This window comes from Delftia lacustris (assembly GCF_040267515.1).
GTDB classification, from domain to species: Bacteria; Pseudomonadota; Gammaproteobacteria; order Burkholderiales; family Burkholderiaceae_C; genus Comamonas; species Comamonas tsuruhatensis.
In genome coordinates, this window is sequence record NZ_CP141274.1 from 1126982 (window position 1) to 1150333 (window position 23352).

21 protein-coding genes are annotated in these 23352 nt (G+C 67.5%); 14 read left to right on the plus strand and 7 right to left on the minus strand.

Going from position 1 to position 23352, the window contains the following annotated elements:
- Positions 1 to 12: 12 nt before the first annotated feature.
- Positions 13 to 486 (plus strand): type II secretion system protein N, encoded by a 474-nt coding sequence (locus tag U6958_RS06605; RefSeq protein WP_074921541.1) that lies wholly within the window; start codon positions 13 to 15, stop codon positions 484 to 486.
- 6 nt (positions 487 to 492) lie between these two features.
- Here U6958_RS06605 and U6958_RS06610 read toward each other — a convergent pair whose 3' ends face one another.
- The 3 genes from U6958_RS06610 to ilvA are packed head-to-tail and all read right to left on the minus strand — an operon-like array spanning position 493 to position 3483.
- Positions 493 to 1098, minus strand: coding sequence for a histidine phosphatase family protein (locus U6958_RS06610; RefSeq protein ID WP_074921540.1), 606 nt, complete (start codon positions 1096 to 1098; stop codon positions 493 to 495).
- The gene (locus U6958_RS06615) at positions 1095 to 1907 is read right to left on the minus strand and encodes an adenosylcobinamide-GDP ribazoletransferase (protein WP_046240740.1); all 813 of its coding nucleotides are present in this window, start codon (positions 1905 to 1907) and stop codon (positions 1095 to 1097) included. The genes U6958_RS06610 and U6958_RS06615 overlap by 4 nt, the downstream gene beginning before the upstream one ends.
- 22 nt (positions 1908 to 1929) lie before the next feature.
- Entirely contained in the window at positions 1930 to 3483 is a 1554-nt protein-coding gene (ilvA, locus tag U6958_RS06620; RefSeq protein WP_047218865.1) for a threonine ammonia-lyase, biosynthetic, read from the minus strand.
- 366 nt (positions 3484 to 3849) lie between these two features.
- Between ilvA and U6958_RS06625 the strand changes: the two genes are divergently transcribed.
- Positions 3850 to 4302: an OsmC family protein gene (locus U6958_RS06625; protein ID WP_016448724.1), complete on the plus strand. Its 453-nt coding sequence runs from the start codon at positions 3850 to 3852 to the stop codon at positions 4300 to 4302.
- Positions 4303 to 4420: 118 nt separating this feature from the next.
- Here U6958_RS06625 and coq7 read toward each other — a convergent pair whose 3' ends face one another.
- Complete coding sequence (coq7, locus tag U6958_RS06630; protein ID WP_016448723.1) at positions 4421 to 5038, minus strand: 2-polyprenyl-3-methyl-6-methoxy-1,4-benzoquinone monooxygenase; 618 nt, start codon at positions 5036 to 5038, stop codon at positions 4421 to 4423.
- Between the two features lie 331 nt (positions 5039 to 5369).
- On the opposite strand from coq7, the gene U6958_RS06635 reads away from it, so the two are divergent.
- The 3 genes from U6958_RS06635 (at position 5370) to U6958_RS06645 (ending at position 9117) form a co-directional block, all read left to right on the plus strand.
- A complete protein-coding gene (locus U6958_RS06635) occupies positions 5370 to 6425 on the plus strand; it encodes a porin (protein WP_016448722.1) in 1056 nt (351 codons plus the stop codon).
- A 182-nt stretch (positions 6426 to 6607) separates the two neighbouring features.
- Complete coding sequence (locus tag U6958_RS06640; RefSeq protein ID WP_074921539.1) at positions 6608 to 7756, plus strand: porin; 1149 nt, start codon at positions 6608 to 6610, stop codon at positions 7754 to 7756.
- A 134-nt stretch (positions 7757 to 7890) separates the two neighbouring features.
- Positions 7891 to 9117 carry a M20 aminoacylase family protein gene (locus tag U6958_RS06645; RefSeq protein ID WP_016448720.1) on the plus strand — a complete coding sequence of 409 codons (1227 nt, stop codon included), beginning with the start codon at positions 7891 to 7893 and terminating at the stop codon, positions 9115 to 9117.
- A 15-nt stretch (positions 9118 to 9132) separates the two neighbouring features.
- On the opposite strand, the gene U6958_RS06650 is transcribed toward U6958_RS06645, so the two are convergent.
- The gene (locus U6958_RS06650) at positions 9133 to 9735 is read right to left on the minus strand and encodes a TetR/AcrR family transcriptional regulator (RefSeq protein WP_074921538.1); all 603 of its coding nucleotides are present in this window, start codon (positions 9733 to 9735) and stop codon (positions 9133 to 9135) included.
- A 205-nt stretch (positions 9736 to 9940) separates the two neighbouring features.
- Between U6958_RS06650 and fabF the strand changes: the two genes are divergently transcribed.
- The gene (fabF, locus tag U6958_RS06655; protein ID WP_074921537.1) at positions 9941 to 11227 is read left to right on the plus strand and encodes a beta-ketoacyl-ACP synthase II; all 1287 of its coding nucleotides are present in this window, start codon (positions 9941 to 9943) and stop codon (positions 11225 to 11227) included.
- Positions 11228 to 11255: 28 nt separating this feature from the next.
- Here fabF and U6958_RS06660 read toward each other — a convergent pair whose 3' ends face one another.
- Positions 11256 to 12101, minus strand: coding sequence for a MurR/RpiR family transcriptional regulator (locus tag U6958_RS06660; protein ID WP_016448717.1), 846 nt, complete (start codon positions 12099 to 12101; stop codon positions 11256 to 11258).
- Positions 12102 to 12309: 208 nt separating this feature from the next.
- Here U6958_RS06660 and tal point away from each other — a divergent pair, with 208 nt between their 5' ends.
- From tal to U6958_RS06675, 3 genes are all read left to right on the plus strand, one after another.
- The gene (gene tal, locus U6958_RS06665) at positions 12310 to 13263 is read left to right on the plus strand and encodes a transaldolase (protein ID WP_074921536.1); all 954 of its coding nucleotides are present in this window, start codon (positions 12310 to 12312) and stop codon (positions 13261 to 13263) included.
- A 4-nt stretch (positions 13264 to 13267) separates the two neighbouring features.
- On the plus strand, positions 13268 to 14887 hold the full coding sequence (gene pgi / locus U6958_RS06670; RefSeq protein WP_074921535.1) for a glucose-6-phosphate isomerase: 1620 nt from the start codon (positions 13268 to 13270) through the stop codon (positions 14885 to 14887).
- Between the two features lie 231 nt (positions 14888 to 15118).
- Positions 15119 to 16018: a transporter substrate-binding domain-containing protein gene (locus U6958_RS06675; protein ID WP_047326428.1), complete on the plus strand. Its 900-nt coding sequence runs from the start codon at positions 15119 to 15121 to the stop codon at positions 16016 to 16018.
- 18 nt (positions 16019 to 16036) lie between these two features.
- Here the strand turns inward: U6958_RS06675 and U6958_RS06680 are convergent, their stop codons facing one another.
- Positions 16037 to 17548 (minus strand): PLP-dependent aminotransferase family protein, encoded by a 1512-nt coding sequence (locus tag U6958_RS06680; protein WP_074921534.1) that lies wholly within the window; start codon positions 17546 to 17548, stop codon positions 16037 to 16039.
- Between the two features lie 242 nt (positions 17549 to 17790).
- On the opposite strand from U6958_RS06680, the gene U6958_RS06685 reads away from it, so the two are divergent.
- From U6958_RS06685 to U6958_RS06705, 5 genes are read left to right on the plus strand one after another with little or no spacing between them, the layout of a single operon-like run.
- Complete coding sequence (locus U6958_RS06685; RefSeq protein ID WP_016450882.1) at positions 17791 to 19392, plus strand: ABC transporter substrate-binding protein; 1602 nt, start codon at positions 17791 to 17793, stop codon at positions 19390 to 19392.
- Between the two features lie 17 nt (positions 19393 to 19409).
- A complete protein-coding gene (locus U6958_RS06690) occupies positions 19410 to 20387 on the plus strand; it encodes an ABC transporter permease (RefSeq protein WP_074921533.1) in 978 nt (325 codons plus the stop codon).
- A gap of 4 nt (positions 20388 to 20391) precedes the next feature.
- On the plus strand, positions 20392 to 21300 hold the full coding sequence (locus U6958_RS06695; protein ID WP_047218859.1) for an ABC transporter permease: 909 nt from the start codon (positions 20392 to 20394) through the stop codon (positions 21298 to 21300).
- Positions 21300 to 22328, plus strand: coding sequence for an ABC transporter ATP-binding protein (locus U6958_RS06700; RefSeq protein WP_074921532.1), 1029 nt, complete (start codon positions 21300 to 21302; stop codon positions 22326 to 22328). Before U6958_RS06695 ends, U6958_RS06700 begins: the two co-directional genes overlap by 1 nt.
- Positions 22325 to 23347, plus strand: a complete 1023-nt coding sequence (locus U6958_RS06705; RefSeq protein WP_074921531.1) for an ABC transporter ATP-binding protein — start codon at positions 22325 to 22327, stop codon at positions 23345 to 23347. Before U6958_RS06700 ends, U6958_RS06705 begins: the two co-directional genes overlap by 4 nt.
- Positions 23348 to 23352: the final 5 nt, after the last annotated feature.

The following is a 23352-nucleotide window of genomic DNA, read 5'->3' on the forward strand; positions in this document are numbered from 1 at the left end:
CATAATCGCGCGATGGTGACACTTTCATTGAACCGGGGCCAGGCCCGGACCTGGCACGTCAAGGCGGCCACATTCGTGCTCTGGCTGCTGGCGGCCGGCATCGTGGCTTTCTGGGCCATGCGCCTGGGCAATGGCGGCGCGGGGGCGCCCGTGCCACCGGCTCCCCCCGAGGCACTGCAGGTTGATGCACCCGCGCTGGCGCAGGCCCTGGGGGGCGTGGCCGCTGCTCAGGGTGTTGCTGTGCCGGTCGCGGCGCCTTTGGTCTCGCGCTATGCGCTGGTGGGTGTGCTGGCCGGTCGCGACAGCGGCGGCGGCGCGGCGGTCATCGCCGTGGGCAACCAGCCGGCCAAGCCGTTTCGCGTGGGGCGTGCCGTGGAAGAGGGCGTGGTGCTGCAGTCGGTTTCGGGCCGCGAGGCGCGCCTGGGCCCCAGCGTCGATGGCCCCGCTTCCATCACGCTGCAGCTGTCCCTGCCCGACAAGCGCTGAGTCCGGTCAGTGCGGCGGCTGCAGTTGCGGCTGCAGCTCCAATACCAGCCAGCCGCCAAAGTCAGGCGCCGGCAGCGTCCACTGGGCCGCCTGAGGCAGTGCGTTGCCTTCACGCAGCAGCCATTGCACGCAGCGCGCCACGCCGGCATGGGTGATCCAGACGATGTCGCGCCCGGCGCCGTCGTCCTTCGAGTACATCCTTGCCTGCTGCAAGGCCTCGTCCACCCTGCGCAGCATGGCGGCCAGGGACTCTCCCCGGCTCGGCGCGTGCCCGGCAAGGTCTGCCGCCCAGGCATCGATGGCGCTGCGGTCCAGCGCATCCCATGGCTGGCCTTCCCACTCGCCGAAGTCCATCTCCAGCAGGCGGCTGTCCGCCGCCGATGCCAGGCCGGGCCGCAGTGCCTGCAGGGCCTGTGCCAATTGATGGCATCGGCGCAGTGGCGAATGCGCCAGCAGGCAATCCGCAGGCAGGGCGAGGTGCAGGGCCTGCGCCGCATCGGCCGTGGCCTGGGCGTCGGCCTCCATGTCGAGCCGGCCATAGCAGATGCCGGGCTCCACCAGGGGGCGGGCATGGCGTACCAGCCAAAGGTGCGGCGTTGGGAGAGCGTTCATTGCATGCGCATCAGCACAGCGGCGGCGCCCAGCAGCATGGCCAGTTCACAGACCTGCTGGGCGGCGCCCAGGCAATCGCCCGTCATGCCGCCCAGGCGACGGCGCAGCCAGCGCACCATGGCGGCCGTGACCAGGGCGCCGGGCAGTACCAGGCCGATGACGAGCGGCAGGCCCGCCAGCCACGCCGACAGCGCCAGGGCGGGCAGGCACCAGAGGATTGCCGCGACCAGGCCCCTGGCAGCCAATGGCCGACCCGCGGCGTGCAAGGCCTTGGAGTGGGTGGCCTGGCCCACATAGGGAAGGCATTGCATGAGGGCCAGCGGCGCCATGCGCGACAGCACATGGATGCTGCACAGCAGCAAGGCAGCCCATTCCGCGCGAATGCCGATCAGCAGCGCGACCAGGGAGATCCTGGTCATCAGCGCCATCACCAGCGCCATGGCGCCGTAGGCGCCCAGGCGCGAATCCTTCATGATTTCCAGCGCGCGCTGGGGCGGGACAAAGCCGCCCAGGCCGTCGGCCACATCGGCCAATCCATCCTCGTGCAAGCCCCCTGTCATCCATAGCGTGGCAATGGTGGACAGCACGGCAGCCACCAGAGGCATCCAGGGGCTGGGTGCCAGCAGCCAGCCTGCGGCCAGCAGCCACGCCGCGCCCCAGGCGCCGACCAGCCAGCCCACGCCCGGCAGATGGGCCACGCTGGCGTGCTGCATTGCCGGACTCCAGCCGGCCCAGGCCGCAAGCCGCCCGGTGACCGGAATGCGGCTGAAGAACTGCAGGGCCAGCAGGAAATGGCGTATGGGCTGCATGTCTGGACAGCCGAGGCGGGCCTTACTTCAGGAAGAGCTGGTAGGCAGGGTTGCCGGTTTCCTCGACCCAGGGGTAGCCAAGATTGCTCAGGAAGGCGTCGAATTTCTTGCCATCCTTGGCGGGCACCTGCATGCCGACCAGGATGCGGCCGTAGTCCGCACCCTGGTTGCGGTAGTGGAACAGCGAGATGTTCCAGGTCGGCGCCATCAGGCTGAGGAACTTGAACAGTGCGCCGGGGCGCTCGGGGAAGACGAAGCGCAGCAGGCGCTCTTCCTGCGCCAGCGGCGAATGGCCGCCGACCATGTGGCGCAGATGCTCCTTGGCCATGTCGTCGAAGGTCAGGTCCAGCGCCTCGAAGCCCTGCTTCTCGAAGTTCCTGGCGATCTTCTCGGACTCGCCGCGCGCTGCCGTGGTCAGGCCCACGAAGACATGGGCCTTGTTCTCGTGGCTGATGCGGTAGTTGAACTCGGTCACGTTGCGCGGGCCGCCAGGCAGCTTGCCCACGACTTCGCAAAAGCGCTTGAAGCTGCCGCGTTCCTCGGGGATGGTCACGGCAAAAAGCGCCTCGCGCTCCTCGCCCACCTCGGCACGCTCGGCCACGAAGCGCAGCCGGTCGAAGTTCATGTTGGCGCCGCACAGGATGGCGGCATAGGTCTCGCCCCTGGTCTTGTTCTTCGCGACGTACTGCTTGATCGCCGCCACGGCCAGGGCGCCGGACGGCTCGACGATGGAGCGCGTGTCCACGAAGATGTCCTTGATCGCGGCGCAGACGGCATCGGTATCGACCACCACGTAGTCGTCCACCAGGCCCTGGGCGATGCGGAAGGTCTCCTCGCCCACCAGCTTGACGGCCGTGCCGTCGGCGAACAGGCCCACATCGGCCAGCTCCACGCGGTGGCCGGCGCGCACGGACTGCAGCATGGCGTCCGAATCCTTGGTGTGCACGCCGATCACCTTCACGTCGGGGCGCACGGCCTTGATGTAGTTGGCCACGCCCGAGATCAGGCCGCCGCCGCCGATGGCGACAAATACGGCATCCAGGCGCGGGCTGCCCAGCTTTTGCAGCTGGCTCAGCATTTCCATGGCAATCGTGCCCTGGCCGGCGATCACATAGGGATCGTCGAAGGGGTGCACAAAGGTCAGGCCCTTTTCCTTTTGCAGCTTGACGGCGTGCTTGTAGGCGTCGGAATAGCTTTCCCCGGCCAGTTCCACCTCGCCGCCCAGCGCCTGTACCGCATCGATCTTGACCTGCGGCGTGGTGGTGGGCATCACGATCACGGCGCGGCAACCGAGCTTGCGTGCGCCCAGCGCCACGCCTTGCGCATGGTTGCCGGCCGAGGCGCAGATCACGCCTTTTTCCAGCTGCTCGGCGGACAGGTGTGCCATCTTGTTGTAGGCGCCTCGCAGCTTGAAACTGAACACCGGCTGCTGGTCCTCGCGCTTGAGCAGCACCTTGTTGTGCAGGCGGCGGCTCAGCGCCTTGGCGGGCTCCAGGTCCGACTCCACGGCCACGTCGTACACGCGCGCGGTAAGGATCTTGGTCAGGTAGTCGGCAGGGGTGAGGGGGTGGTTCATCGTCGGCGAAAGGCTGGAGAGCAGCAGGCCGGGAGGCGGCCTGTCGGTGTCAGGCGGCCATCATAGGCGCTTGTGACTCATGCTGCAGTGCAGCGTCCAGGCTGGGCCAGGGACGACGAAGGCAAAAAAAAGCCCCAGGCTGTAAAGCCGGGGGCTGAATCCACCAATAGAGGAGGTGGAGGAGACAACTGGTGCGATGCAGGGTGAAGTTGGTTCACAATCTGCAGTCCATCTGGAGGGGTGTCCGGGTTAACCCTTCAGATAACGCTTGGGTGCATTGTATGCACGGCAGGTGCTGCGTTGCAACAAAATCAGGGTTTTTGTGTAGTTGATGCAAAATAGCAACAGTTTTTTGAGGACGCAACAATGGAATGCACAGTGAGTTGGACAGGCGGCACGACCGGCATGCGCTCGGGCATGGGCTTCGTGGCGGAAACGGGCAGCGGCCATGTGGTCAATATGGACGGGGCGCCGGATGCGGCCAATCCTGCCAATGGAGGCCAGAACCAGGCACCCCGCCCCATGGAAATGCTGCTGGCAGGCGCAGGCGGCTGCACGGCCTACGACGTGGTGCTGATCCTCAAGCGCGGCAGGCACGCGGTCAAAGGCTGCAGCGTCAAGCTCACTTCGGAGCGCGCGGACACCGACCCCAAGGTGTTCACCAAGATCCACATGCAGTTCACCGTCAGCGGCACCGGCCTGCCAGCGGGCGCGGTGGAGCGGGCCATTGCCATGAGCCACGACAAATACTGCTCGGCCACCATCATGCTGGGCAAGACGGCCGAGATCACCACGGGGTTCGACATCGTCGAGGCCTGATGCGTCTGGGGGCTTGGGTCCATGCCTCGGCAGGGACTCGCCAAGAATGAAGAAAGCGGGCCGGGCCCGCTTCTTTTTTGGCTGGATGCAGCTCCCGTCGTGTCGGAAGCTTCGGATCTCAGATGCGGTGAGCGGTCGTCGTCATGACCTTGGCGGCCAGGCGCATCAGGGCGCGGGCGGGCGGCGGCAGCTCCAGCGCGCCGGCTTCGCGTGCAGCGGCGGCATGGCGCTCCTCATCGTCCTTCATGCGGGCCACCACGGCCAGCGAAGGGCGGTCCTCCTCGGGCAGACGGCCCAGATGGGATTCCAGGTGGGCGGAAACCTGCTCCTCGGTCTCCACCACGAAGCCCAGGCTGGCGGCGTCACTGATCTTGGCGGCCACCACGCCGATGGCGAATGCCCCGGCGAACCACAGCGGGTTCAGCAGGCTGGGTCGGTCGCCCAGGGCGTTGAGGCGGTCGCGGGTCCATGCCAGATGGTCGGTTTCCTCGCGGGCTGCCTCCAGCAGATGCTCGCGCAGCACCATGTCGCGCGTCACCATGGCCTGGGCGTTGTACAGCGCCTGGGCGCAGACCTCTCCGACATGATTGACGCGCATCAAGGCGCCCGACAGGCGGCGCTGTGCCTCGGTCAGCTCACCTTCCGCGATGCCGGTGGCGGGCGAGCGCTCGGCCGCGGAAGGCTGTGCAAACAGGGTGCGAAGCGCCGCATCGGCGGCAGTCAGTATCTTGTCCATGGGCGGTCCCTAGAGCGGAAAATCTTGGCAAATTCAGGGTCTGAACGGTACACCAGGACGACATGCCCTCTCTTTGTGCAAGCGCAACAAGGCCGGCGCGATGTTCGGGTTGGGCCTGATTGTGTTGGTCTGCAGGTTTGTTGCGGCAGTGCAACGAAAAACGGGGGTTCAAGCCCGTTTGTGGGTGAATTTCTTTGCATGGGCAGCGGCGGTCTGGTGCAATAGGCCCTAACTTCCCCACCAGGAGGTTGGCGCGGGAAACCGGTGGAGCCTCAGGCCAAGCCTCTCTTCCTCACGACCGGCGCCCTTCTAAACCTTGGAGTAACTCGTAATGAAAAAATCTCTGATTGCCCTGGCAGTGCTGGCTGCTTCCGGCGCCGCAATGGCTCAATCCTCCGTGACCCTGTTCGGTATCGTGGACACCAACGTTGCCTACGTGAACAAGGACGCAGCTGGCGACAGCCGTTATGGTCTGGGCACCAGCGGCGCTTCCACGAGCCGTCTGGGCCTGCGCGGCACGGAAGACCTGGGTGGTGGTCTGAAGGCTGGCTTCTGGCTGGAAGGCGAAATCTTCGGTGACGATGGCAACGCCAGCGGCTTCAACTTCAAGCGTCGTTCCACCGTGAGCCTGTCGGGCAACTTCGGTGAAGTGCGCCTGGGCCGTGACCAAGTTCCGACCTTCCAAAAGCTGACCTCCTACGACCTGTTCAGCGCCACCGGTATCGGCCAGTTCATGGGCTTCCGTAACTGGGCTGCTGGCCAAGGCGCCGACGACAACGGCATCCGCGCTAACAACCTGATCTCGTACTACACCCCCAACTTCGGCGGTTTCAACGCCGGCTTTGGCTACGCTTTCGACGAAAAGCAAACCATCGGTACTGCTGACAGCGTCGGCCGTTACATCGGCGGTTACGTTGCATACGACAACGGCCCCCTGAGCGCCAGCCTGGGCGTTGCCCAGCAAAAGACTGCCGTTGGCGGCCTGGCTACCGACCGTGACGAAATCACCCTGGGTGCTTCGTACAACTTCGGCGTTGCCAAGCTGAGCGGCCTGCTGCAACAGACCAAGTTCAAGCGCGACATCGGCGGCGACATCAAGACCAACTCCTACATGCTGGGCGCTTCGGCTCCCGTGGGCGGCGTGGGCGAAGTCAAGCTGCAGTACGCTCTGTACGACCAGAAGGCCATCGACTCCAAGGCTCACCAGATCACTCTGGGCTACGTGCACAACCTGTCCAAGCGCACCTCTCTGTACGGCAACCTGGCATTCCTGAAGAACAAGGATGCTTCGACCCTGGGCCTGCAAGCCAAGGGCGTGTACGCTGGTGGCGTGCAAGCTGGCGAAAGCCAGACTGGCGTGCAAGTCGGTATCCGCCACGCTTTCTAATGAACGGCTGGCGTAAGCCAGTTGCCATTTGAAGCAAAAAAGAGCCAGTCTTCGGACTGGCTCTTTTGTTTTGTGCTAGGGAAAGACCTGTGTTGTACTTGTGCCAACGGTGACGAGGCGGGAAAAGCGTTTCTAGAATGAAATTTCCACCAACCAATCGTTAACAAGAGAGAGACAACACAATGAATTCTTCATTCGTGAAAAAGAGCGTGGCACTGGCGGTGTTGGCAGCAACGGCACCCTTGGCAGCATTCGCCCAGCAAAGCAGCGTACAGCTGTACGGCATCGTCGATGCCGGCGTGCGCCACACCACCAATGAAGGCCCGACCAAGAGCGGCAAGACCCAGATGATCGGCGGCGGCATGTCGCAAAGCCGCTGGGGCATCAACATCACCGAGGACCTGGGCGGCGGTCTGGCAGCCATTGCCAACCTGGAAGCCCGTTTCCTCACCGACACCGGCGAGCAGGCTGCGGCAAGCTACTTCCAGCAATCCTGGGTGGGCCTGCGCAGCAAGAGCTTCGGCCAGATCACCCTGGGTCGCCAGTTCAACATGCTGTTCGACCTGGTGACGTCCACCTATGCCTCCTTCCCGTATTCGCCGTACATGGAGGCCTACAAGCCTGAAATCGGCATGTCCATGGGCGCGCGCGCCAGCAACATGGTCAAGTACCTGGCCGAGTTCGGCCCCGTGCGCGGCGCATTGCAGTATTCGTTCGACGAGAACAACACCTTCGACAAGGTCGGCACTGGCGTGGTGCCCGGTGGCGCCATCAAGACGGCTGGCGGCTATCTGCGCTACTCGCAAAGCGGCATTTCCGCAGGCGCCGGCTACCTGGGCACGACGCTGCCGGCCGGCACCAAGGTCGATGCCTATACCCTGGGCGGCTCCTACCGCGTGGGTCCCTGGTACGTCAACCTGGGCTACGGCCTGAACAAGCGCAAGGACGCATTCCCGGCGGCAACCGCAGGCGGTGGATTCGACCAGGCCATCCTCAACTCCTTCTGGACGGGTTCGTCCAACGGCGGCTTCGTGGCCGGCGACGCCAACAAGCGCCAGATGTACAAGATGGGCTTCGGCTACCAGATCACGCCCCAGATCAATGTGGGCGCGCATTACTACCATGCCAAGCAGTCGGGCTCGGGCACGGGCAACTTCAATGGCAAGGCAGACTTCCTGGTGGCGGTGCTCGACTACGCCTTCTCCAAGCGTACCGATGCCTATGTGGCCCTGGACCACACCAAGACCAGTGGCGGCTCGGGCGTGATGCTCGACGCCAATGGCGCCACCAAGCGCACGGGCTTCACCGTCGGCCTGCGCCATCGCTTCTGAGCGCGCGGCGTTTGCGCAACGGATGGCCTCCTTCGGGAGGCCTTTTTGTTTCCTGTCGAAGGGCTGACGGTGGGCGGGCGCGATTTCCTGCGTTAAGGTAATGCGCAGGCCAATGAAGCGAAAGAACCAAGGCGATGGAAGCCACTCGATACAAGGCAGGCGGTCGGGTCTTTGCCCAGATCGCTCAGTACCACCCCGAGCTGACGGCGCTGCGCCGCGAGCTGCATGCGCATCCTGAGCTGGGGTTCGAGGAGCGCTTCACGGCTGCGCGCGTCAAGGAGGCCTTGCGGCAATGCGGCGTGGACGAGATCCACGAAGGCCTGGGCACCACGGGCCTGGTGGCCGTGATCCGTGGCCAGGGGCATAGCTCGGGAGCGATGGTAGGCCTGCGTGCCGACATGGATGCACTGCCCATGGTCGAGCACAACGAATTTCCCTGGAAATCGGGCAAGCAGGGGCTGATGCACGGCTGCGGGCATGATGGCCATACGGCCATGCTGGTGGGCGCCGCCCGCTACCTGGCTGCGACACGGCGTTTCGACGGCTCGGCCGTGCTGGTCTTTCAGCCTGCCGAGGAAGGGCGCGGCGGCGCGCGGGCCATGATTGCCGATGGTCTTTTCGACCGCTTTCCGATGCAGGCCGTGTACGCCATGCACAACTGGCCTGCCATGCGTGCGGGCACGGTGGGCATCAACATGGGCGCGATGATGGCGGCGGCCGACCGCATCACCATCGAGATCACGGGGCGCGGCGGCCACGGCGCCCATCCCTACCAGACGGTGGACGTGGTGCTGGCGGCCGCGCACATCACCACGGCGGTGCAGAGCATCGTCTCGCGCAATGTGCGCGCCATCGACAGTGCCGTCATCAGCCTGTGTGCCGTGCAGGCCGGGGACCTGGGCGCCTTCAGCGTGATGCCGGGCACGGCAACGCTGGTGGGAACCGTGCGGACCTTCGATCCCGCCGTGCAGGACCGTGTCGAGCAGCGCCTGCAGGAGTTGTGCAGCGCGGTGGCGCTGGGGCTGGGTGCGACGGCCAAGGTCAACTACGAGCGCATCTATCCCGCCACCATCAACTCCCCCACGGAGGCCGCCTTTGCGGCCGACGTGGCCCAGGCGCTGGTGGGCGTGGAGAACCTGGACCGGCAGCTGGAGCCCAGCATGGGCGCGGAGGATTTTTCCTTCATGCTGCAGCACAAACCCGGCGCCTACCTGCGTCTGGGGCAATCCACGGGCGCCCAGCCCGGGGTGCCGCTGCACAGCAGCCGGTATGACTTCAACGACGAGGTGCTGCCGCTGGGCGCTGCCCTGCACGCCAGCCTGATCGAGCAGGCCATGCCGCTGCCTTCGCAGGACGTATAGCGCAGGCGGAGCCGGTCAGCGGGGCTGTCCCTCGGTCGCAAGAAGGTGGGCCTTTACCGTTTCCAGGATCTCGTCGGACAAGGCTGGATTGGCGGCGACCGTGGCACGTGCCAGGACCAGGGCGCCCACCATGCTGCTGAGCATGGCCATGGCCTGGGCACGCTGTGCGGCATCGGGTGCCTGATCGTCGCCAAGTGTGCCGATCACGCGCGCAAACCTGCCGATGTTGCGTTCCACCCCTTCGGCGAACACCGCTGAAAGATCACCACCTGCCCGAGCCACGTCCACGGCCAGCGCCGCAGCGGGGCAGCCCTCGCCGGGGCTGTCGCGGTGCTGCGGCGACAGATAGGACTGCACGCGCGCGGCAAGGCTGCCGGCCTGTTCACCCTGCAGGCCGTCCAGCGGCGCGATGGACCAGTCGAAGGCGCGTGCGCAGGCCTCGCGCACCAGCGCGTCCTTGGATTCGAAGTGGCGATAGAGCCCGCCGTGGGTGAGTCCCGCGCCGCGCGTCACCTCGGCCACGCCGACGCCGTCCAGCCCGTGCTCGCGGTACAGCCGCGCAGCGGCTTGGAGGATGTCCTGCCGGTTCTGCGCGGCCTGGGCTTTCGTGACTTTCATGTGCACTGTCCAATGATTATGGTTGTCATCAAAATGCGTTTATGATGACGACCATCATCATAAGTCCGTGCCTGCAGGCAATGCTCACCATCTGCGGCAGGGGCTGTGCACTCTACAGGGAAGAACCGATGAACGCCTCTTCAATCCCGAGCAGCCTGTGCCCCGTGCGCGCTGCAGTCTCTGCATGGTCCATCAGGGAGCGTTCATGAGCACGGGTCCTCTCGCACGCCGCGTGGTCATCACGGGCATGGGCATGGTCTCGCCGCTGGGGCGGGGCACTGAACTGGCCTGGCGCCGGCTGCTGTCCGGCGCATCGGGCCTGAGCCGGCTGCCCGAGGATCTGGCGCCCGATGTGCCGGGCCAGGTGGCAGGCCAGGTGCCCGACTTGGCCCACGACCCGGAAGGCGGCTGGGACATCGATACCGTGGTCTCGCCCAAGGACCAGCGCAAGATGGACCGCTTCATTCCGCTGGCACTGGACGCTTCGGACCAGGCCCTGGCCCAGGCCGGCTGGCAGCCGGCCAGCGAGGACGAGCGCACGCGCACGGCCTGCATCATTGGCTCGGGCATCGGCGGCTTTGGCGCCATTGCCCAGGCCGTGCGCACCACGGACAGCCGGGGGGTGTCGCGCCTGTCGCCATTCACCGTGCCGTCTTTCCTGGTCAATCTCGCGGCCGGGCATGTGTCGATACGCCATGGGCTCAAGGGCCCGCTGGGTGCGCCGGTCACTGCCTGCGCAGCCAGCGTGCAGGCCTTGGGCGACGGCCTGCGCATGATCCGTTCGGGCGAGGCCGACGTGGCGCTGTGCGGCGGCGCCGAGGCGGCCATCGACCGCGTGAGCCTGGGCGCGTTCGCGGCGGCCAAGGCCCTTTCCACGGGATACAACGACCGGCCCGAAGAGGCCTCGCGCCCCTTCGACACAGGCCGCGACGGCTTTGTCATGGGCGAGGGCGCGGGCGCCCTGGTGCTGGAGGGACTGGACCACGCACTGGCGCGCGGCGCCGTGCCGCTGGCCGAAGTGGTGGGCTACGGCACCAGTGCCGATGCCTATCACATCACCTCGGGCCCGGAAGATGGCGACGGCGCGCGCCGCAGCATGGCACAGGCGCTGGCCATGGCCGGGCTGTCGCCGGATCAGCTGCAGTACCTCAATGCCCACGCCACCTCCACGCCCGTGGGCGACCGCGGCGAGCTGGCGGCCATGCGCTCCCTGTTTGGCGAGGGCAGCGGCGTGGCGATCAGCTCCACCAAGTCGGCCACGGGCCATCTGCTGGGCGCGGCGGGCGCGGTGGCTGCCATCTTCACGGTGCTGGCGCTGCGCGACCAGATGGCGCCGGCCACGCGCAATCTCGTGGAGCCCGATCCCCTGGCCCAGGGGCTGGACCTGATCGCCGGCGCGGCAAGGCCCTGGGCCATGGAGCATGCCCTGGTCAACGGTTTCGGCTTTGGTGGCGTCAACGCCTCGCTGGTGCTCCGGCGCTGGCAGGGCTGAACGAGGCGGGTGGGCCTGGGGGCCGGTGCTACGTGTAGCGCTTGGCCCGCAGGTTGTTCTTCATCTGCTCCAGCGCAGGCTGCAGGGCCGGGCCGATGCGCAGCGCCACGCAGGTGGCCAGCACGTCGATGACCAGCAGGTGCAGCAGGCGCGACACCATGGGGCTGTAGCGGTCGTAGCCCTCGGGATGGTCGGCGGCCAGATGGATGTGGCAGGCCGAGGCCAGGGGCGAGCCGCTGGCGGTGATGGCAATCGTGGTGGCGCCGTTCTTGCGCGCGATGTCGGCGGCGTCCATCAGGTCGCGCGTGCGGCCCGAGTTGGAAATGATCACCGCGCAGTCGCCGGGTCCCAGCAGGGTGGCGCTCATCACCTGCATGTGGCCGTCGCTGGTGGCCAGGCTGGTCACGCCCAGGCGAAAGAACTTGTGCTGCGCGTCCTGCGCCACGATGCCCGAATTGCCTGCGCCGTAGAACTCGATGCGCCGCCCCGTCTGCCAGGTCGAGGCGATGGCCTGCGCCGCCTGCTCTATGGCCGTGGTGCTGGCGGCATTGCGGTACTGCAGGAAGGCGGCCACGGCGTTGTCCACCACCTTGACCATCACGTCGCTGGTCTTGTCGTCGGTGTCCACGCTGCGGTGGATGAAGGGCACGCCCTCGCTGACGCTGCCGGCCAGCTTGAGCTTGAAGTCGGCCAGGCCGTCGTAGCCCATGCTGCGGCAAAAGCGCACCACCGTCGGCTTGCTGACATGGGCACGCTCGGCCAGTTCGCGCACCGGCTGCCGTGCGAAGGCCCGAGGATCGGCCAGCACCAGGCGGGCCACGCGTTGTTCGGCGGGAGCAAGCGAGGGCAGCGAGGCGGTGATGCGGTCCAGCATTAGGCGGTGGGCGTTGTTCTATGGGTAAAGGGAAGCGGTTGCCGCAAGGCAGGTCCAGCGCGCATTTTGCATGAGCGGCAGCCTTCGCTTACTTTCCTGACGCCAATGCAAACCATGCGGGCGCATACACTCGGAGGATTTGCCGGTACAACCGCACCGCCCTGGTGCGATGCCGCCCCTCGCCAGGCTCCCGCCCAAAGGATGTTCCATGAACCAGCTTGATGCGCTTCGACAGTACACGACCGTGGTGGCCGATACCGGCGACTTCCACCAACTGGCCCAGTTCCAGCCGCGGGATGCGACCACCAATCCCTCGCTCATCCTCAAGGCGGTGCAAAAGCCCGAGTACGCACCGCTGATGCGTGCCACCGTGGCCCAGTACAAGGGCCGCAGCCTCGACGAGGTCATGGACCGCATGCTGGTGCGCTTCGGCTGCGAGATCCTGAACACCATTCCGGGCCGTGTCTCCACTGAAGTCGATGCGCGCCTGTCGTTCAATACCTCGGCCACCGTGGCGCGTGCCGAGCGCCTGATCGAGCTGTACCAGGCCGAAGGCGTGCACATCGACCGCGTGCTCATCAAGATCGCCTCCACCTGGGAAGGCATCGAGACGGCGCGCCAGCTGGAGCTGCGCGGCATCCACACCAACCTCACCCTGCTGTTCTCGTTCTGCCAGGCCGTGGCCTGCGGCCAGGCCAAGGTGCAGCTGATCTCGCCCTTCGTGGGCCGCATCTACGACTGGTACAAGAAGCAGGCCGGCGCCCAGTGGGACGAGGCCGCCATGGCCGGCGCCAACGATCCCGGCGTGCGCTCCGTGCGCGCCATCTACGAGCACTACAAGCACTTCGGCATCGCCACCGAGGTCATGGGCGCGAGCTTTCGCAACACGGGCCAGATCGTGGCGCTGGCGGGCTGCGACCTGCTGACCATCGCCCCCGAACTGCTGGCCCAGCTGGGCGCCAGCGATGCGCCCCTGGCGCGCGCCCTGGACCCCGAGGCCGCGCGGACCCTGGCCCTCGATCCCGTGCACTACGACGAGGCCGGTTTCCGCCTGGCCCTCAACGAGGACGCCATGGCCACCGAGAAGCTGGCCGAAGGCATACGCGCCTTCGCTGCCGACACCCGCAAGCTCGAAGCATTGATGCAGCAGGCCGCAGACTGATTGGATGAAGATCTTGCCCGTTTTGTGCAACACCTTGCCGGCCTGGTCGGCACTTGAACGCCATTTCAACGAAGACATCCGGTCCCTGGATCTGCGCCAGGCCTTTGCCGCGGACGCGGGCCGGCTGGACGCGCTGAGCCAGCAGGCCCCGCATGTCTTCGCCGACCTGTCCAAGAACCTCTGGACCGAAGCCACCGAGACGCTGCTGCGCGAGCTGGCGCAGCAGGCCGGCGTGCTGGCCCAGCGCAACGCCATGCTGGCCGGCGAGCCCGTCAACTGCACCGAGGGCCGCGCCGTCATGCACTGGCTGCTGCGCATGCCGCGCGACGGCGGCCAGCTGCGCCACTGCGCCACCGTGCAGCAGTGGCAGCCGGCCATGCACGAGGCGCTGGCCCAGGTGCACGAGACGCTGGACGCCATGCTGGCCCTGGCCGAGCAGGTGCGTGGCGACGAGGGCATCACCGACATCGTGAACATCGGCATCGGCGGCTCGCACCTGGGCCCCGAAGTGGTGGTCAATGCGCTGGAGGACTGGGTCGATGCGGGCAAGAATTTCCATTTCGTCTCCAACGTCGATGGCCATGAGCTCGGCCATGTGCTGCGCCGCGTGCGCCCGCACAGCACGCTGTTCCTGATCGCCTCCAAATCCTTCACCACGGCCGAGACCATGCTCAACGCGCACTCGGCGCGCCGGTGGTTCCTGGAGCAGGGCGGCAGCGAGGACCCGCAGGCCGCGTGCTCCATCGACCGGCACTTCGTGGCGCTCACCACCAATGTGCAGGCCGCAGCCGACTTCGGCATCCGCCGCACGCTGGGATTCTGGGACTGGGTGGGCGGTCGTTTTTCGCTGTGGTCGGCCATCGGCCTGCCGGTGGCCATCGCCATCGGGGCGGCGCAGTTCCGTGCGCTGCTGGACGGCGCCCATGCCATGGACGCGCATTTCTTTTCCTCCGGCGTGGAGGGCAACCTGCCGCTGCGCCTGGGCCTGCTGGACGTCTGGTACCGCGATTTCTGCGGCTTCTCCAGCCGCTGCATTGCCCCCTACAGCCATGGCCTGCGGCGGCTGACCGCCTATCTGCAGCAGCTGGAGATGGAGAGCAACGGCAAGGGCGTGACGCGCGACGGGCAGACACTGCCCGTGCGCACGGCGCCCGTGATATGGGGCGAGCCCGGCACCAATGGCCAGCATGCCTTCTTCCAGATGCTGCACCAGGGCCAGGACGTGATTCCCGTGGAATTCATCGCGCTGCGCGATGGCGGCAAATACCTGGGCGCCCATCACCAGAGCCTGGTCGTCAACGCCATTGCCCAGGCCCAGGCCCTGATGGAGGGGCGCCACGGCGAGGGTGCGGAGCGCCATTGCGCGGGCAACCGACCCAGCAGTTTCCTGCTGCTGCAGCAGCTGGACCCGGCATCGCTGGGTGCCCTGATCGCACTGTACGAGCACCGTGTCTTCTCGGCCGGTGCGGTCTGGGGCATCAACAGCTTCGACCAATGGGGCGTGGAGCTGGGCAAGCACCTGGCGCGCCAGCTGCATGCGCGCCAGGACAGCGGCGACTGGCAGGGCGTCGATGCCTCGACGCAGGGCCTCATGCACCGGCTTGCGGCAGGGTCGGCCGGCTGACCGGGCGCTGCGGGCCTGTGGCCCCCGCGGCGCACCAGCAGGGTGCCGGGTCATGTGGGTGGAGCATGACCTTCTTCCATTTCATCGTTATGCACAGGCGCCTGATTGCTCGATAGTTGATGCAATCGCCTTGACGGCGGCCCTGCTTGCATGCAGCCAGTGACGGCGGCTCGGCAGGGTGGAGGCGCAGCGCGCCTTCGGACCTGCAACAACTATCCAAGGAGACCCTCGATGCGATTCGTACTGGCCCATGTGGCGATGGCATGTGTGGTGGCGGCAACTGGCGCTGCCCATGCACAGGAAGCGGCCGGCACGCTGGACAAGATCCAGAGCACAGGCAAGGTGGTGATGGGCGTGCGCGAAAGCTCGGCGCCCATGGCCTATGCCTTCGGGACCACGCAGAAGTACGTGGGCTACCACGTCGAGCTGTGCGAGAAGGTGCTGGCCCAGATCGTGCCCAAGGCCAAGATCGAGTACATGGCCCTGACCTCGCAGAACACCATGCCCCTGGTGCAGAACGGCACCGTGGACATCGGCTGCGGCCCGACCACCAACAACCTCGCGCGCCAAAAGCAGGTGGCCTTTGCCGTGACCACCTACGTGAGCCAGGTGCGCATGGCCGTGCGCGCCGACTCGGGCATCACCTCCTTCAAGCAGCTCGACGGCAAGCCCGTGGCGGCCTCGGCCGGTACGACTGCCGTGCAGCTGCTGCGCAAGTACGGGCGCGACAATGGCGTGAACCTGCCCACCTCGCTGGGCAAGGACCATTTCGAGAGCTTTCTGATGCTCGAATCGGGCCGTGCCGATGCCTTCGTGCTGGACGACAACCTGCTGGCCGGCGTCATCGCCAACTCCAAGAACCCTGCAGGCTTCAGGATCGTGGGCGAGGTGCTGGGCTCCGAGCCCATCGCCATCCTGTTTCGCCGCGACGATCCCGCCTTCAAGAAGGCTGTGGACGACGTGCTGGTGGGCATGATGGCCTCGGGCGAAGTGGCGAAGATCTACGACAAGTGGTTCGTGCAGCCCATTCCGCCCAAGAATGCCCCGCTGAACCTGCCCATGAGCGACATGCTCAAGCAGCTGCTGCAAAAGCCCAACGACAAGCCGCTGGAGTCCTACGCGCAGCAGTGACCACGGGCCCGGACCCGGTCATCGCGACCGGGCCAGTTCGGCCACCGCCTGTGCCAGTGCTGCAATGCCTGCATCGATCTGATCGGTGGCAATGGAGGACAGGCGCAGCCGGAAAAAGGGGCAGGGCTGGCGCGGCGTCGCAAAGAACGCGCTGCCTGCCTCGATCAGCACGCCGTGGCGGCGCGCCACGGCGGCCAGCGCATCGGCGTCCAGCCAGGCCGGTGCCTGCACCCACAGCGACGCGCCGCCCTGGGGCTGGCGGAAGATGAAATCCGGCAGGTGCGCGCGCAGCGAGCGGTCCACCTGAGCCACGCGTTCCAGCATGGCCTGGTTCACGCGGCGCGCATGGGCCTCATGGTGGCCCAGCGACAGGAACAGCGCATAGGCGTGCTGCAGAAAGGCGCTGGGGTGGCGCACCATGGCATGGCGCAGCACGCGCAACTCGTCGATCAGCGCGCGCGGCGCGACGATGTAGCCCAGCCGCAGCGCGGGCGACAGGCTCTTGGACAGCGACCCCACATAGATCACACGCCCGCCCTTGTCCAGGCTCTTGAGCGCGGGCATGGGCGTGCCCTGGTAGAGGTTCTCGGCCTCGTAGTCGTCCTCGATGATCACGAAATCGCCCTGCTCGGCGCGGCGCAGCAGTTGCTCGCGCCGCTGCAGGCTCAGCGTCACGGTGGTGGGGCTCTGGTGCGAGGGCGTGACGAACAGGTAGTCCAGCGGCGGCAGGCCATCGACCACCACACCTTCTCCATCCACGGCCACGGGCACCCAATGCGGGCGGCGCAGCGAAAAGGTGTTGCGCGCATGCGGGTGGCCTGGCTCCTCGAAGCCCAGGCGCTGCGAGGGGTCCAGCAGCGCGTCGGCCAGCAGGTAGAAGGCCTGCTGCGCGCCCACGGTGACCAGGATCTCTTCCTTGAGCGCGAACACGCCGCGCCGGGGCAGCAGGCGCAGGCGGATCTGCTCGATCAGGTCGGGCACATCGTCGGTCTCGAAGTCCGGCGTCCAGTGCGGCAGCTGGGCGCGCGCCAGGCTGCGCGTGCAGCATTCCCGGAAGCCTTCGGTGGGAAACAGCGCGGGATCGTGCATGCCGTAGACGAAGGGGTAGGGGTACTCGCGCCACTGCAGCGGCTTGGACAGCGTGTGCCTGTCCGTCAGCGAGCGCAGCACGCGTGCAGACCAGTCCGGTGCGGGCTCCCCGGGACTTGCCGCAGGCAGGGCCACGGCGCCGTCCACACCAGCCAGGCGCGAATCCCGGGCCACGAACACGCCGCTGCGCGGGCGGGCTTCCAGAAAGCCTTCATCCACGAGCTGCTCGTAGACCGTGGTCACGGTATTGCGCGACACCTCCAGCAGGCGCGACAGCTCGCGCGAGGGCGGCATGGCCGCGCCGGGCGGCAGGCGGCCTTCGAGGATGGGCTGGACCAGGGCCAGGCGCAGGCGGTCCTTCAGGGGAAGGCCGGGCTGCTCGGGCAGCGCGAACAGGCGGGCCCACTGGTGGCGTGGGTCTGTGGCGGAAGGGGTGCTCATGGCGCAACGGAGGCAATCGGGGGGCGTTCTTGGCGCGGCCGGGCAGAGGGCGCGCGGTCGGCGCCATGTTGCGGTGCGGGTGCGGGCAAGTAAAGGTTTGGGCCGGCCGACGCGGGTAAACACCGGGCCTCTGGCTCCTACGTTTGGACGGCTGTGGCCCCCGCGGCCCGCGCCCTTGTTGCGTATTCTGGATTGAAGGCAGCGAGCCGCGCGGCCTGGCGATCCAACGAGGGAGACAGTCCATGCACACCATCACTTTCCGACGCCGCGCCCTGGCGGCCCTGGCCCTGGCCGGCGCGCTGGCGGGCCTGGCGGCCACGCCGCTGCAGGCCCAGGCCCAGGAGCCGCAGCGCGGCGGCACCCTGATCGTGGGCAGCACCCAGGTGCCACGGCACCTGAACGGCGCCGTGCAATCGGGCATTGCCACGGCCATGCCTTCCACCCAGCTGTTCGCCAGCCCGCTGCGCTTCGATGACCAGTGGAAGCCCCAGCCCTACCTGGCCGAGTCCTGGAAGCTGGCCGAGGACGGCAAGTCGCTGACCCTGAACCTGCGCAGGAATGCCGTGTTCCACGACGGCAAGCCCATCACCTCGGCCGACGTGGCCTTCTCCATCATGGCCATCAAGGCCAACCACCCGTTCCAGACCATGCTGGGGCCCGTGGAGAAGGTGGACACGCCCGACCCCTACACGGCCATCATCCGCATGAACGCGCCGCATCCGGCCATCCTGCTGGCCATGAGCCCGGCGCTGGCGCCCATACTGCCCAGGCACATCTATGGCGACGGTGCCGACCTCAAGACCCATGCGCGCAACAGCGCCGACGTGGTGGGCTCGGGGCCGTTCAAGCTGACCGAGTTCCGCGCGGGCCAGCGCATCGTGATGGAGCGCTTCGACAAGTTCTTCCTGCCCGGCCGCCCCTATCTGGACAAGCTGGTCTTCAACATCGTGCCCGACTCCTCCAGCCTGCTGCTGAGCCTGGAGCGCGGCGACGTGCAGATGGTGCCCTACCTGCAGGCCTCCATCGACCTGAAGCGCCTGTCCACCAATCCCCAGATCACGCTGACCGGCAAGGGCTTCGAGGGCATAGGCTCGATCAACTGGCTGGCCATCAACACCGACAGGAAGCCGCTGGACGATGTGCGCGTGCGCAAGGCCATTGCGCATGCCATCGACAAGAACTTCATCACCAAGGCGCTGATGGGCGGCTTCGCCAGCGTGGCCGACGGCCCCATCGTGGCAGCCAGCCCCTTTGCCTCGGCCGACCTGGTGCGCTATCCGCTGGACCTCAAGAAGTCGGCGGCCCTGCTGGACGAGGCCGGCCTCAAGCCCGGGGCCAATGGCGAGCGCTTCAAGATCACCATCGACTACCTGCCGGGCACGGACGAGCAGCAAAAGAACGTGGCCGAGTACGTGCGCGCCCAGCTCAAGAAGGTGGGCATCGCCGTCGATGTAAGGGCCTCGGCCGATTTCCCGGCCTGGTCCCGGCGGCTGGCCACGCATGACTTCGACCTGTCCATGGACATCGTCTTCAACTGGGGCGACCCGGTCATCGGCGTGCACCGCAGCTACCTGTCCACCAACATCAAGCCCGTGGTCTGGACCAACACCCAGTCCTACCGCAATCCCAAGGTGGACGAGCTGCTGAACACGGCCAGCAGCACGCTGGACACGGCCGAGCGCAAGAAGCTCTATGCGGCCTTCCAGAAGACCGTGACCGACGAGCTGCCCGTGATCTTCATCAACAACTCGCCCTACCACACGGCTGCGCGCAAGAACGTGGGCAACCTGCCGACCACGGTCTGGGGGCCGGCCTCGCCCTACGACGAGATTTTCTTGAAGTAATCCAGGAGGACCCGGCCATGGCATTTCTCCGCACACTCCTCAAGCGGCTGCTGCAGGGCCTGGCGCTGGTGCTGGCCGTGGTGGTGCTGAACTTCATGCTGGTGCATGCGGCGCCCGGCGATCCCGTGGAGACCATTGCCGGCGCCAGCGGCGGCATGGAGCCCGAGCTCATGGCCGAGCTGCGCACACGCTACGGGCTGGACCGGCCGCTGCCCGTGCAGCTGGGCATCTACCTGGCGCGCGTGGCCAGTGGTGATCTGGGCTACTCCTACTTCTTCAACCTGCCGGTGGCGCAGATGATTGCCGAGCGCGTGCCCGCCACCTTGCTGCTGGTGCTGGCCGCCGTGCTCACGGCCTTCGTGGTGGGCACGCTGCTGGGCGTGCTGTCCTCGCGCCGGCCCAACGGCCTGCTGTCGCAGTGCATCACCGTGCTGTCCCTGGTGGGCTTTGCGGCGCCCGTGTTCTGGACCGGCATGCTGCTGGTGCTGGCGTTTGCCTCCTGGTGGCCCGTGCTGCCGGTGTCGGGCATGCGCTCTGCCGATGCCGCAGGCGGCGAAGGCCTTGCCGACCTGCTGGATGTGGCACGGCACCTGGTGCTGCCCGCGCTGACACTGGCCCTGGTCTACCTGGCGCAGTACAGCCGGCTGTCGCGCTCGTCCATGCTGGACGTGCTGGGCGCCGACTACATCCGCACGGCGCGCGCCAAGGGGCTGGCCGAGCATGTGGTGCTCTACCGCCATGCGCTGCGCAACGCGCTGCTGCCCGTGGTGACCATGCTGGGCCTGCAGTTCGGCAACGTCATGGCCGGCGCCATCATCGTGGAGACGGTCTTCAACTGGCCGGGCCTGGGGCGGCTGGCCTTCGACTCGGTGCTGCGGCGCGACTACCCGACCATCCTGGGCGTGCTGCTGTTCTCCTCCATCGTCGTGGTCGTGATGAACCTCGTCACCGACCTGTGCTACCGGCTGATCGATCCCCGCATCAAGGCGGCCTGAGACCATGAATGCCATCACACCACCTTCCGTGTCCGTGGCGAGCGTCGCGGCGCCTCAGGCTGCAGCCCATGCCGAGCACCCGGCGCGCGAAGCGCTGCGCATGTTCCTGCGCAACCCCTCGGCCATTGCCGGCATGGCCATGCTGCTCATCGTGCTGCTGGTGGCCATCGCCGGCCCCTGGATCTGGCCTGCGGACCCGTTCGAGATCCGCACCATGCCGCTGAGCCCGCCGTTCAGCGAGGAGGCCTGGCTGGGCAGCGACCAGCTGGGGCGCGACGTGCTCACGGGCATCATCCACGGCGGCCGCGCCACGCTGATGGTGGGCGCCTTCGCGGCTTTGCTGTCGGTGTGCATCGGCGTGACGCTGGGGGCGATGGCCGGCTACTACGGCGGCCGCGTCGATGCGCTGCTGATGCGCGTGACCGAGTTCTTCCAGGTGCTGCCTGCGCTGCTGTTCGCCATGGTGGTGGTGACGCTGTTCTCGCCCTCGCTGGTGACGGTCACGCTGGCCATCGGCAGCGTGAGCTGGCCGGCCACGGCGCGGTTGACGCGGGCCGAGTTCATGCGCATCCGCCAGCTTGAATTCGTGCGCGCGGAGAGCGCCATCGGCGCGCGCCACGGCCGCATCATCTGGAAGGTGATCCTGCCCAATGCGCTGCCGCCGCTGGTGGTGTCGGCCACGCTGGCCGTGGGCGCCGCCATCCTGTTCGAGGCCGGCCTGTCCTTCCTGGGCCTGGGGGACCCCAACCAGATGAGCTGGGGCCTGATGATCGGGTCGGCCCGCCAGTACCTGCTGTCGTGCTGGTGGGCCGTGGCCTTTCCCGGTGCCGCCATCTTCGTCACCGTGCTGGCCGTCAGCCTGATCGGCGACGGCCTCAACGATGCACTCAACCCCAAGCTGAGGGAGCGCTGATGGACACCGACACCCCCCTGTTGCAAGTCAGCGGCCTGCGCGTGGCCTTCCAGGGCCGGCGCGGCCAGGCGATGGTGCTCAACGGCGTGGATTTCGATCTGCGCGCGGGCGAGACCCTGTGCGTGGTCGGCGAATCCGGCTGCGGCAAGAGCATGACGGCGCTGGCGCTGCTGCGCCTCATTCCCTCGCCTCCGGGCCGCATCACGGGCGGGCAGGTGCGCTTCCAGGGCGAGGACCTGGTGGCCGCCGGCGAGGCCCATATGCGCCAGGTGCGCGGCAACCGCATCTCCATGATCTTCCAGGAGCCGATGACCTCGCTGAACCCGGTGCTCACCGTGGGCGAGCAGATCGCCGAGCCGCTGCGCCTGCACGCCGGCCTGGACGCGGGCGCCGCGCGCCAACGCGCCGTGGAAATGCTCCGGCAGGTCGGCATCCCCGCGCCCGAGCGGCGCGTGCACGAGTACCCGCATCAGCTGTCGGGCGGCATGCGCCAGCGCGTGATGATCGCCATGGCCCTGGCCTGCCGGCCCGACATCCTGATCGCCGACGAGCCCACCACGGCGCTGGACGTGACCGTGCAGGCGCAGATCTTCGACCTGCTGCGCGAGCTGCAGCGCGACAAGGGCACGGCCATCGTGCTGATCACGCACGACATGGGAGCCGTGGCCGAGATGGCTGACCGTGTCATGGTCATGTATGCGGGCCGTGTGATCGAGCAGGGCCGCTGCGAGCAGGTGCTGTCGGCGCCCGCCCATCCGTACACGCGCGGCCTGATCGCCTGCCTGCCCGAGCTGGGCAGCAGCCAGGCAGGCGGGCGCACCGAGCTGCCCGAGATCCCCGGCGTCGTGCCCTCGATCTGGGAGTTGGGCAGCGGCTGCGCCTTCCGTGCGCGCTGCCGCGAGGCCCAGCCGCGCTGCGCCAGCGAAGCTCCGCCGCTGGTCGCGCTGGATGATCCATCCCACGGCGTGGCCTGCTGGCTGCACGCTCCCGCTTCCCGCATCCGAGCCCATACGGAGGCCCTGGCATGAACGCACGCATGGACGATACCCTCTTGCAGGTGGACGATCTCCAGGTCCACTTTCCGCGCCCGGGCAAGGGCCTGTTCGGCAGGCCCGAGGTGGTCAAGGCCGTGGACGGCGTGTCCTTCAGCCTGCGGCGCGGCAGCACGCTGGCCGTGGTGGGCGAGTCGGGCTCGGGCAAGACCACCACGGCGCTGGCCGTGATGCGCCTGGCGCCCGTGACGGCGGGCCGCATGCAGCTGGGCGATACCGACCTGGGCGGCCTGTCGGGTGAGGCCCTGCGCCAGGCGAGGCGGCGCATGCAGATCGTGTTCCAGGACCCGTTCTCCTCGCTGAATCCGCGACAGCGCGCGGGCGATGCGGTGCGCGCTCCGCTGGACCTGATGGACGTGGGCACGCCGGCCGAGCGCGAGGCGCGCGTGGCCGAGCTGTTCACCCAGGTCGGCCTGCGGACCGAACAGCGCCAGCTGTTCCCGCACCAGTTCTCGGGCGGCCAGCGCCAGCGCATCAACATCGCGCGCGCCCTGGCCACGCGGCCCGAACTGGTGGTCTGCGACGAGCCCGTGTCGGCGCTGGACATCGCCATCCGCGCCCAGATCCTCAACCTGCTGGCGCGGCTGCAGCGCGAGCTGGGCCTGAGCTACCTGTTCATCTCGCACGACATGGCCGTGGTCGAGCACATCTGCGACGACATCGCCGTCATGTACCTGGGCCAGATCGTGGAGCGCGCACCGCGCCAGGCCTTCTTTGCGCGGCCGCTGCATCCCTACAGCGTGGCCCTGATGTCGGCCGTGCCCACGGTGCGCGGCGGGCGCGAGCGCGCGGCGCGGCGCATCCGGCTGGCCGGCGATCCGCCCAGCCCCATCGACCCGCCCGCGGGCTGCCGCTTCGCCGGGCGCTGCCCCGTGGCCGTGCCTGCGTGCTCGGCCGAGGCCCCACCGCTGCGCGAAGCCGCCCCCGGCCACTGGGTGCGCTGCATCCGCGTGGACCACATCGATGGCGTGCCGCGCGCGCCGCTGGCCCTGTGAACCCG

What these genes read in the sequence shown, in the direction of transcription:
- U6958_RS06605 (WP_074921541.1), top strand. Translation starts at nt 13, where the DNA reads ATGGTGACACTTTCATTGAACCGGGGCCAGGCCCGGACCTGGCACGTC.
- U6958_RS06610 (WP_074921540.1), bottom strand. Translation starts at nt 1,098, where the DNA reads ATGAACGCTCTCCCAACGCCGCACCTTTGGCTGGTACGCCATGCCCGC.
- U6958_RS06615 (WP_046240740.1), bottom strand. Translation starts at nt 1,907, where the DNA reads ATGCAGCCCATACGCCATTTCCTGCTGGCCCTGCAGTTCTTCAGCCGC.
- ilvA (WP_047218865.1), bottom strand. Translation starts at nt 3,483, where the DNA reads ATGAACCACCCCCTCACCCCTGCCGACTACCTGACCAAGATCCTTACC.
- U6958_RS06625 (WP_016448724.1), top strand. Translation starts at nt 3,850, where the DNA reads ATGGAATGCACAGTGAGTTGGACAGGCGGCACGACCGGCATGCGCTCG.
- coq7 (WP_016448723.1), bottom strand. Translation starts at nt 5,038, where the DNA reads ATGGACAAGATACTGACTGCCGCCGATGCGGCGCTTCGCACCCTGTTT.
- U6958_RS06635 (WP_016448722.1), top strand. Translation starts at nt 5,370, where the DNA reads ATGAAAAAATCTCTGATTGCCCTGGCAGTGCTGGCTGCTTCCGGCGCC.
- U6958_RS06640 (WP_074921539.1), top strand. Translation starts at nt 6,608, where the DNA reads ATGAATTCTTCATTCGTGAAAAAGAGCGTGGCACTGGCGGTGTTGGCA.
- U6958_RS06645 (WP_016448720.1), top strand. Translation starts at nt 7,891, where the DNA reads ATGGAAGCCACTCGATACAAGGCAGGCGGTCGGGTCTTTGCCCAGATC.
- U6958_RS06650 (WP_074921538.1), bottom strand. Translation starts at nt 9,735, where the DNA reads ATGAAAGTCACGAAAGCCCAGGCCGCGCAGAACCGGCAGGACATCCTC.
- fabF (WP_074921537.1), top strand. Translation starts at nt 9,941, where the DNA reads ATGAGCACGGGTCCTCTCGCACGCCGCGTGGTCATCACGGGCATGGGC.
- U6958_RS06660 (WP_016448717.1), bottom strand. Translation starts at nt 12,101, where the DNA reads ATGCTGGACCGCATCACCGCCTCGCTGCCCTCGCTTGCTCCCGCCGAA.
- tal (WP_074921536.1), top strand. Translation starts at nt 12,310, where the DNA reads ATGAACCAGCTTGATGCGCTTCGACAGTACACGACCGTGGTGGCCGAT.
- pgi (WP_074921535.1), top strand. Translation starts at nt 13,268, where the DNA reads ATGAAGATCTTGCCCGTTTTGTGCAACACCTTGCCGGCCTGGTCGGCA.
- U6958_RS06675 (WP_047326428.1), top strand. Translation starts at nt 15,119, where the DNA reads ATGCGATTCGTACTGGCCCATGTGGCGATGGCATGTGTGGTGGCGGCA.
- U6958_RS06680 (WP_074921534.1), bottom strand. Translation starts at nt 17,548, where the DNA reads ATGAGCACCCCTTCCGCCACAGACCCACGCCACCAGTGGGCCCGCCTG.
- U6958_RS06685 (WP_016450882.1), top strand. Translation starts at nt 17,791, where the DNA reads ATGCACACCATCACTTTCCGACGCCGCGCCCTGGCGGCCCTGGCCCTG.
- U6958_RS06690 (WP_074921533.1), top strand. Translation starts at nt 19,410, where the DNA reads ATGGCATTTCTCCGCACACTCCTCAAGCGGCTGCTGCAGGGCCTGGCG.
- U6958_RS06695 (WP_047218859.1), top strand. Translation starts at nt 20,392, where the DNA reads ATGAATGCCATCACACCACCTTCCGTGTCCGTGGCGAGCGTCGCGGCG.
- U6958_RS06700 (WP_074921532.1), top strand. Translation starts at nt 21,300, where the DNA reads ATGGACACCGACACCCCCCTGTTGCAAGTCAGCGGCCTGCGCGTGGCC.
- U6958_RS06705 (WP_074921531.1), top strand. Translation starts at nt 22,325, where the DNA reads ATGAACGCACGCATGGACGATACCCTCTTGCAGGTGGACGATCTCCAG.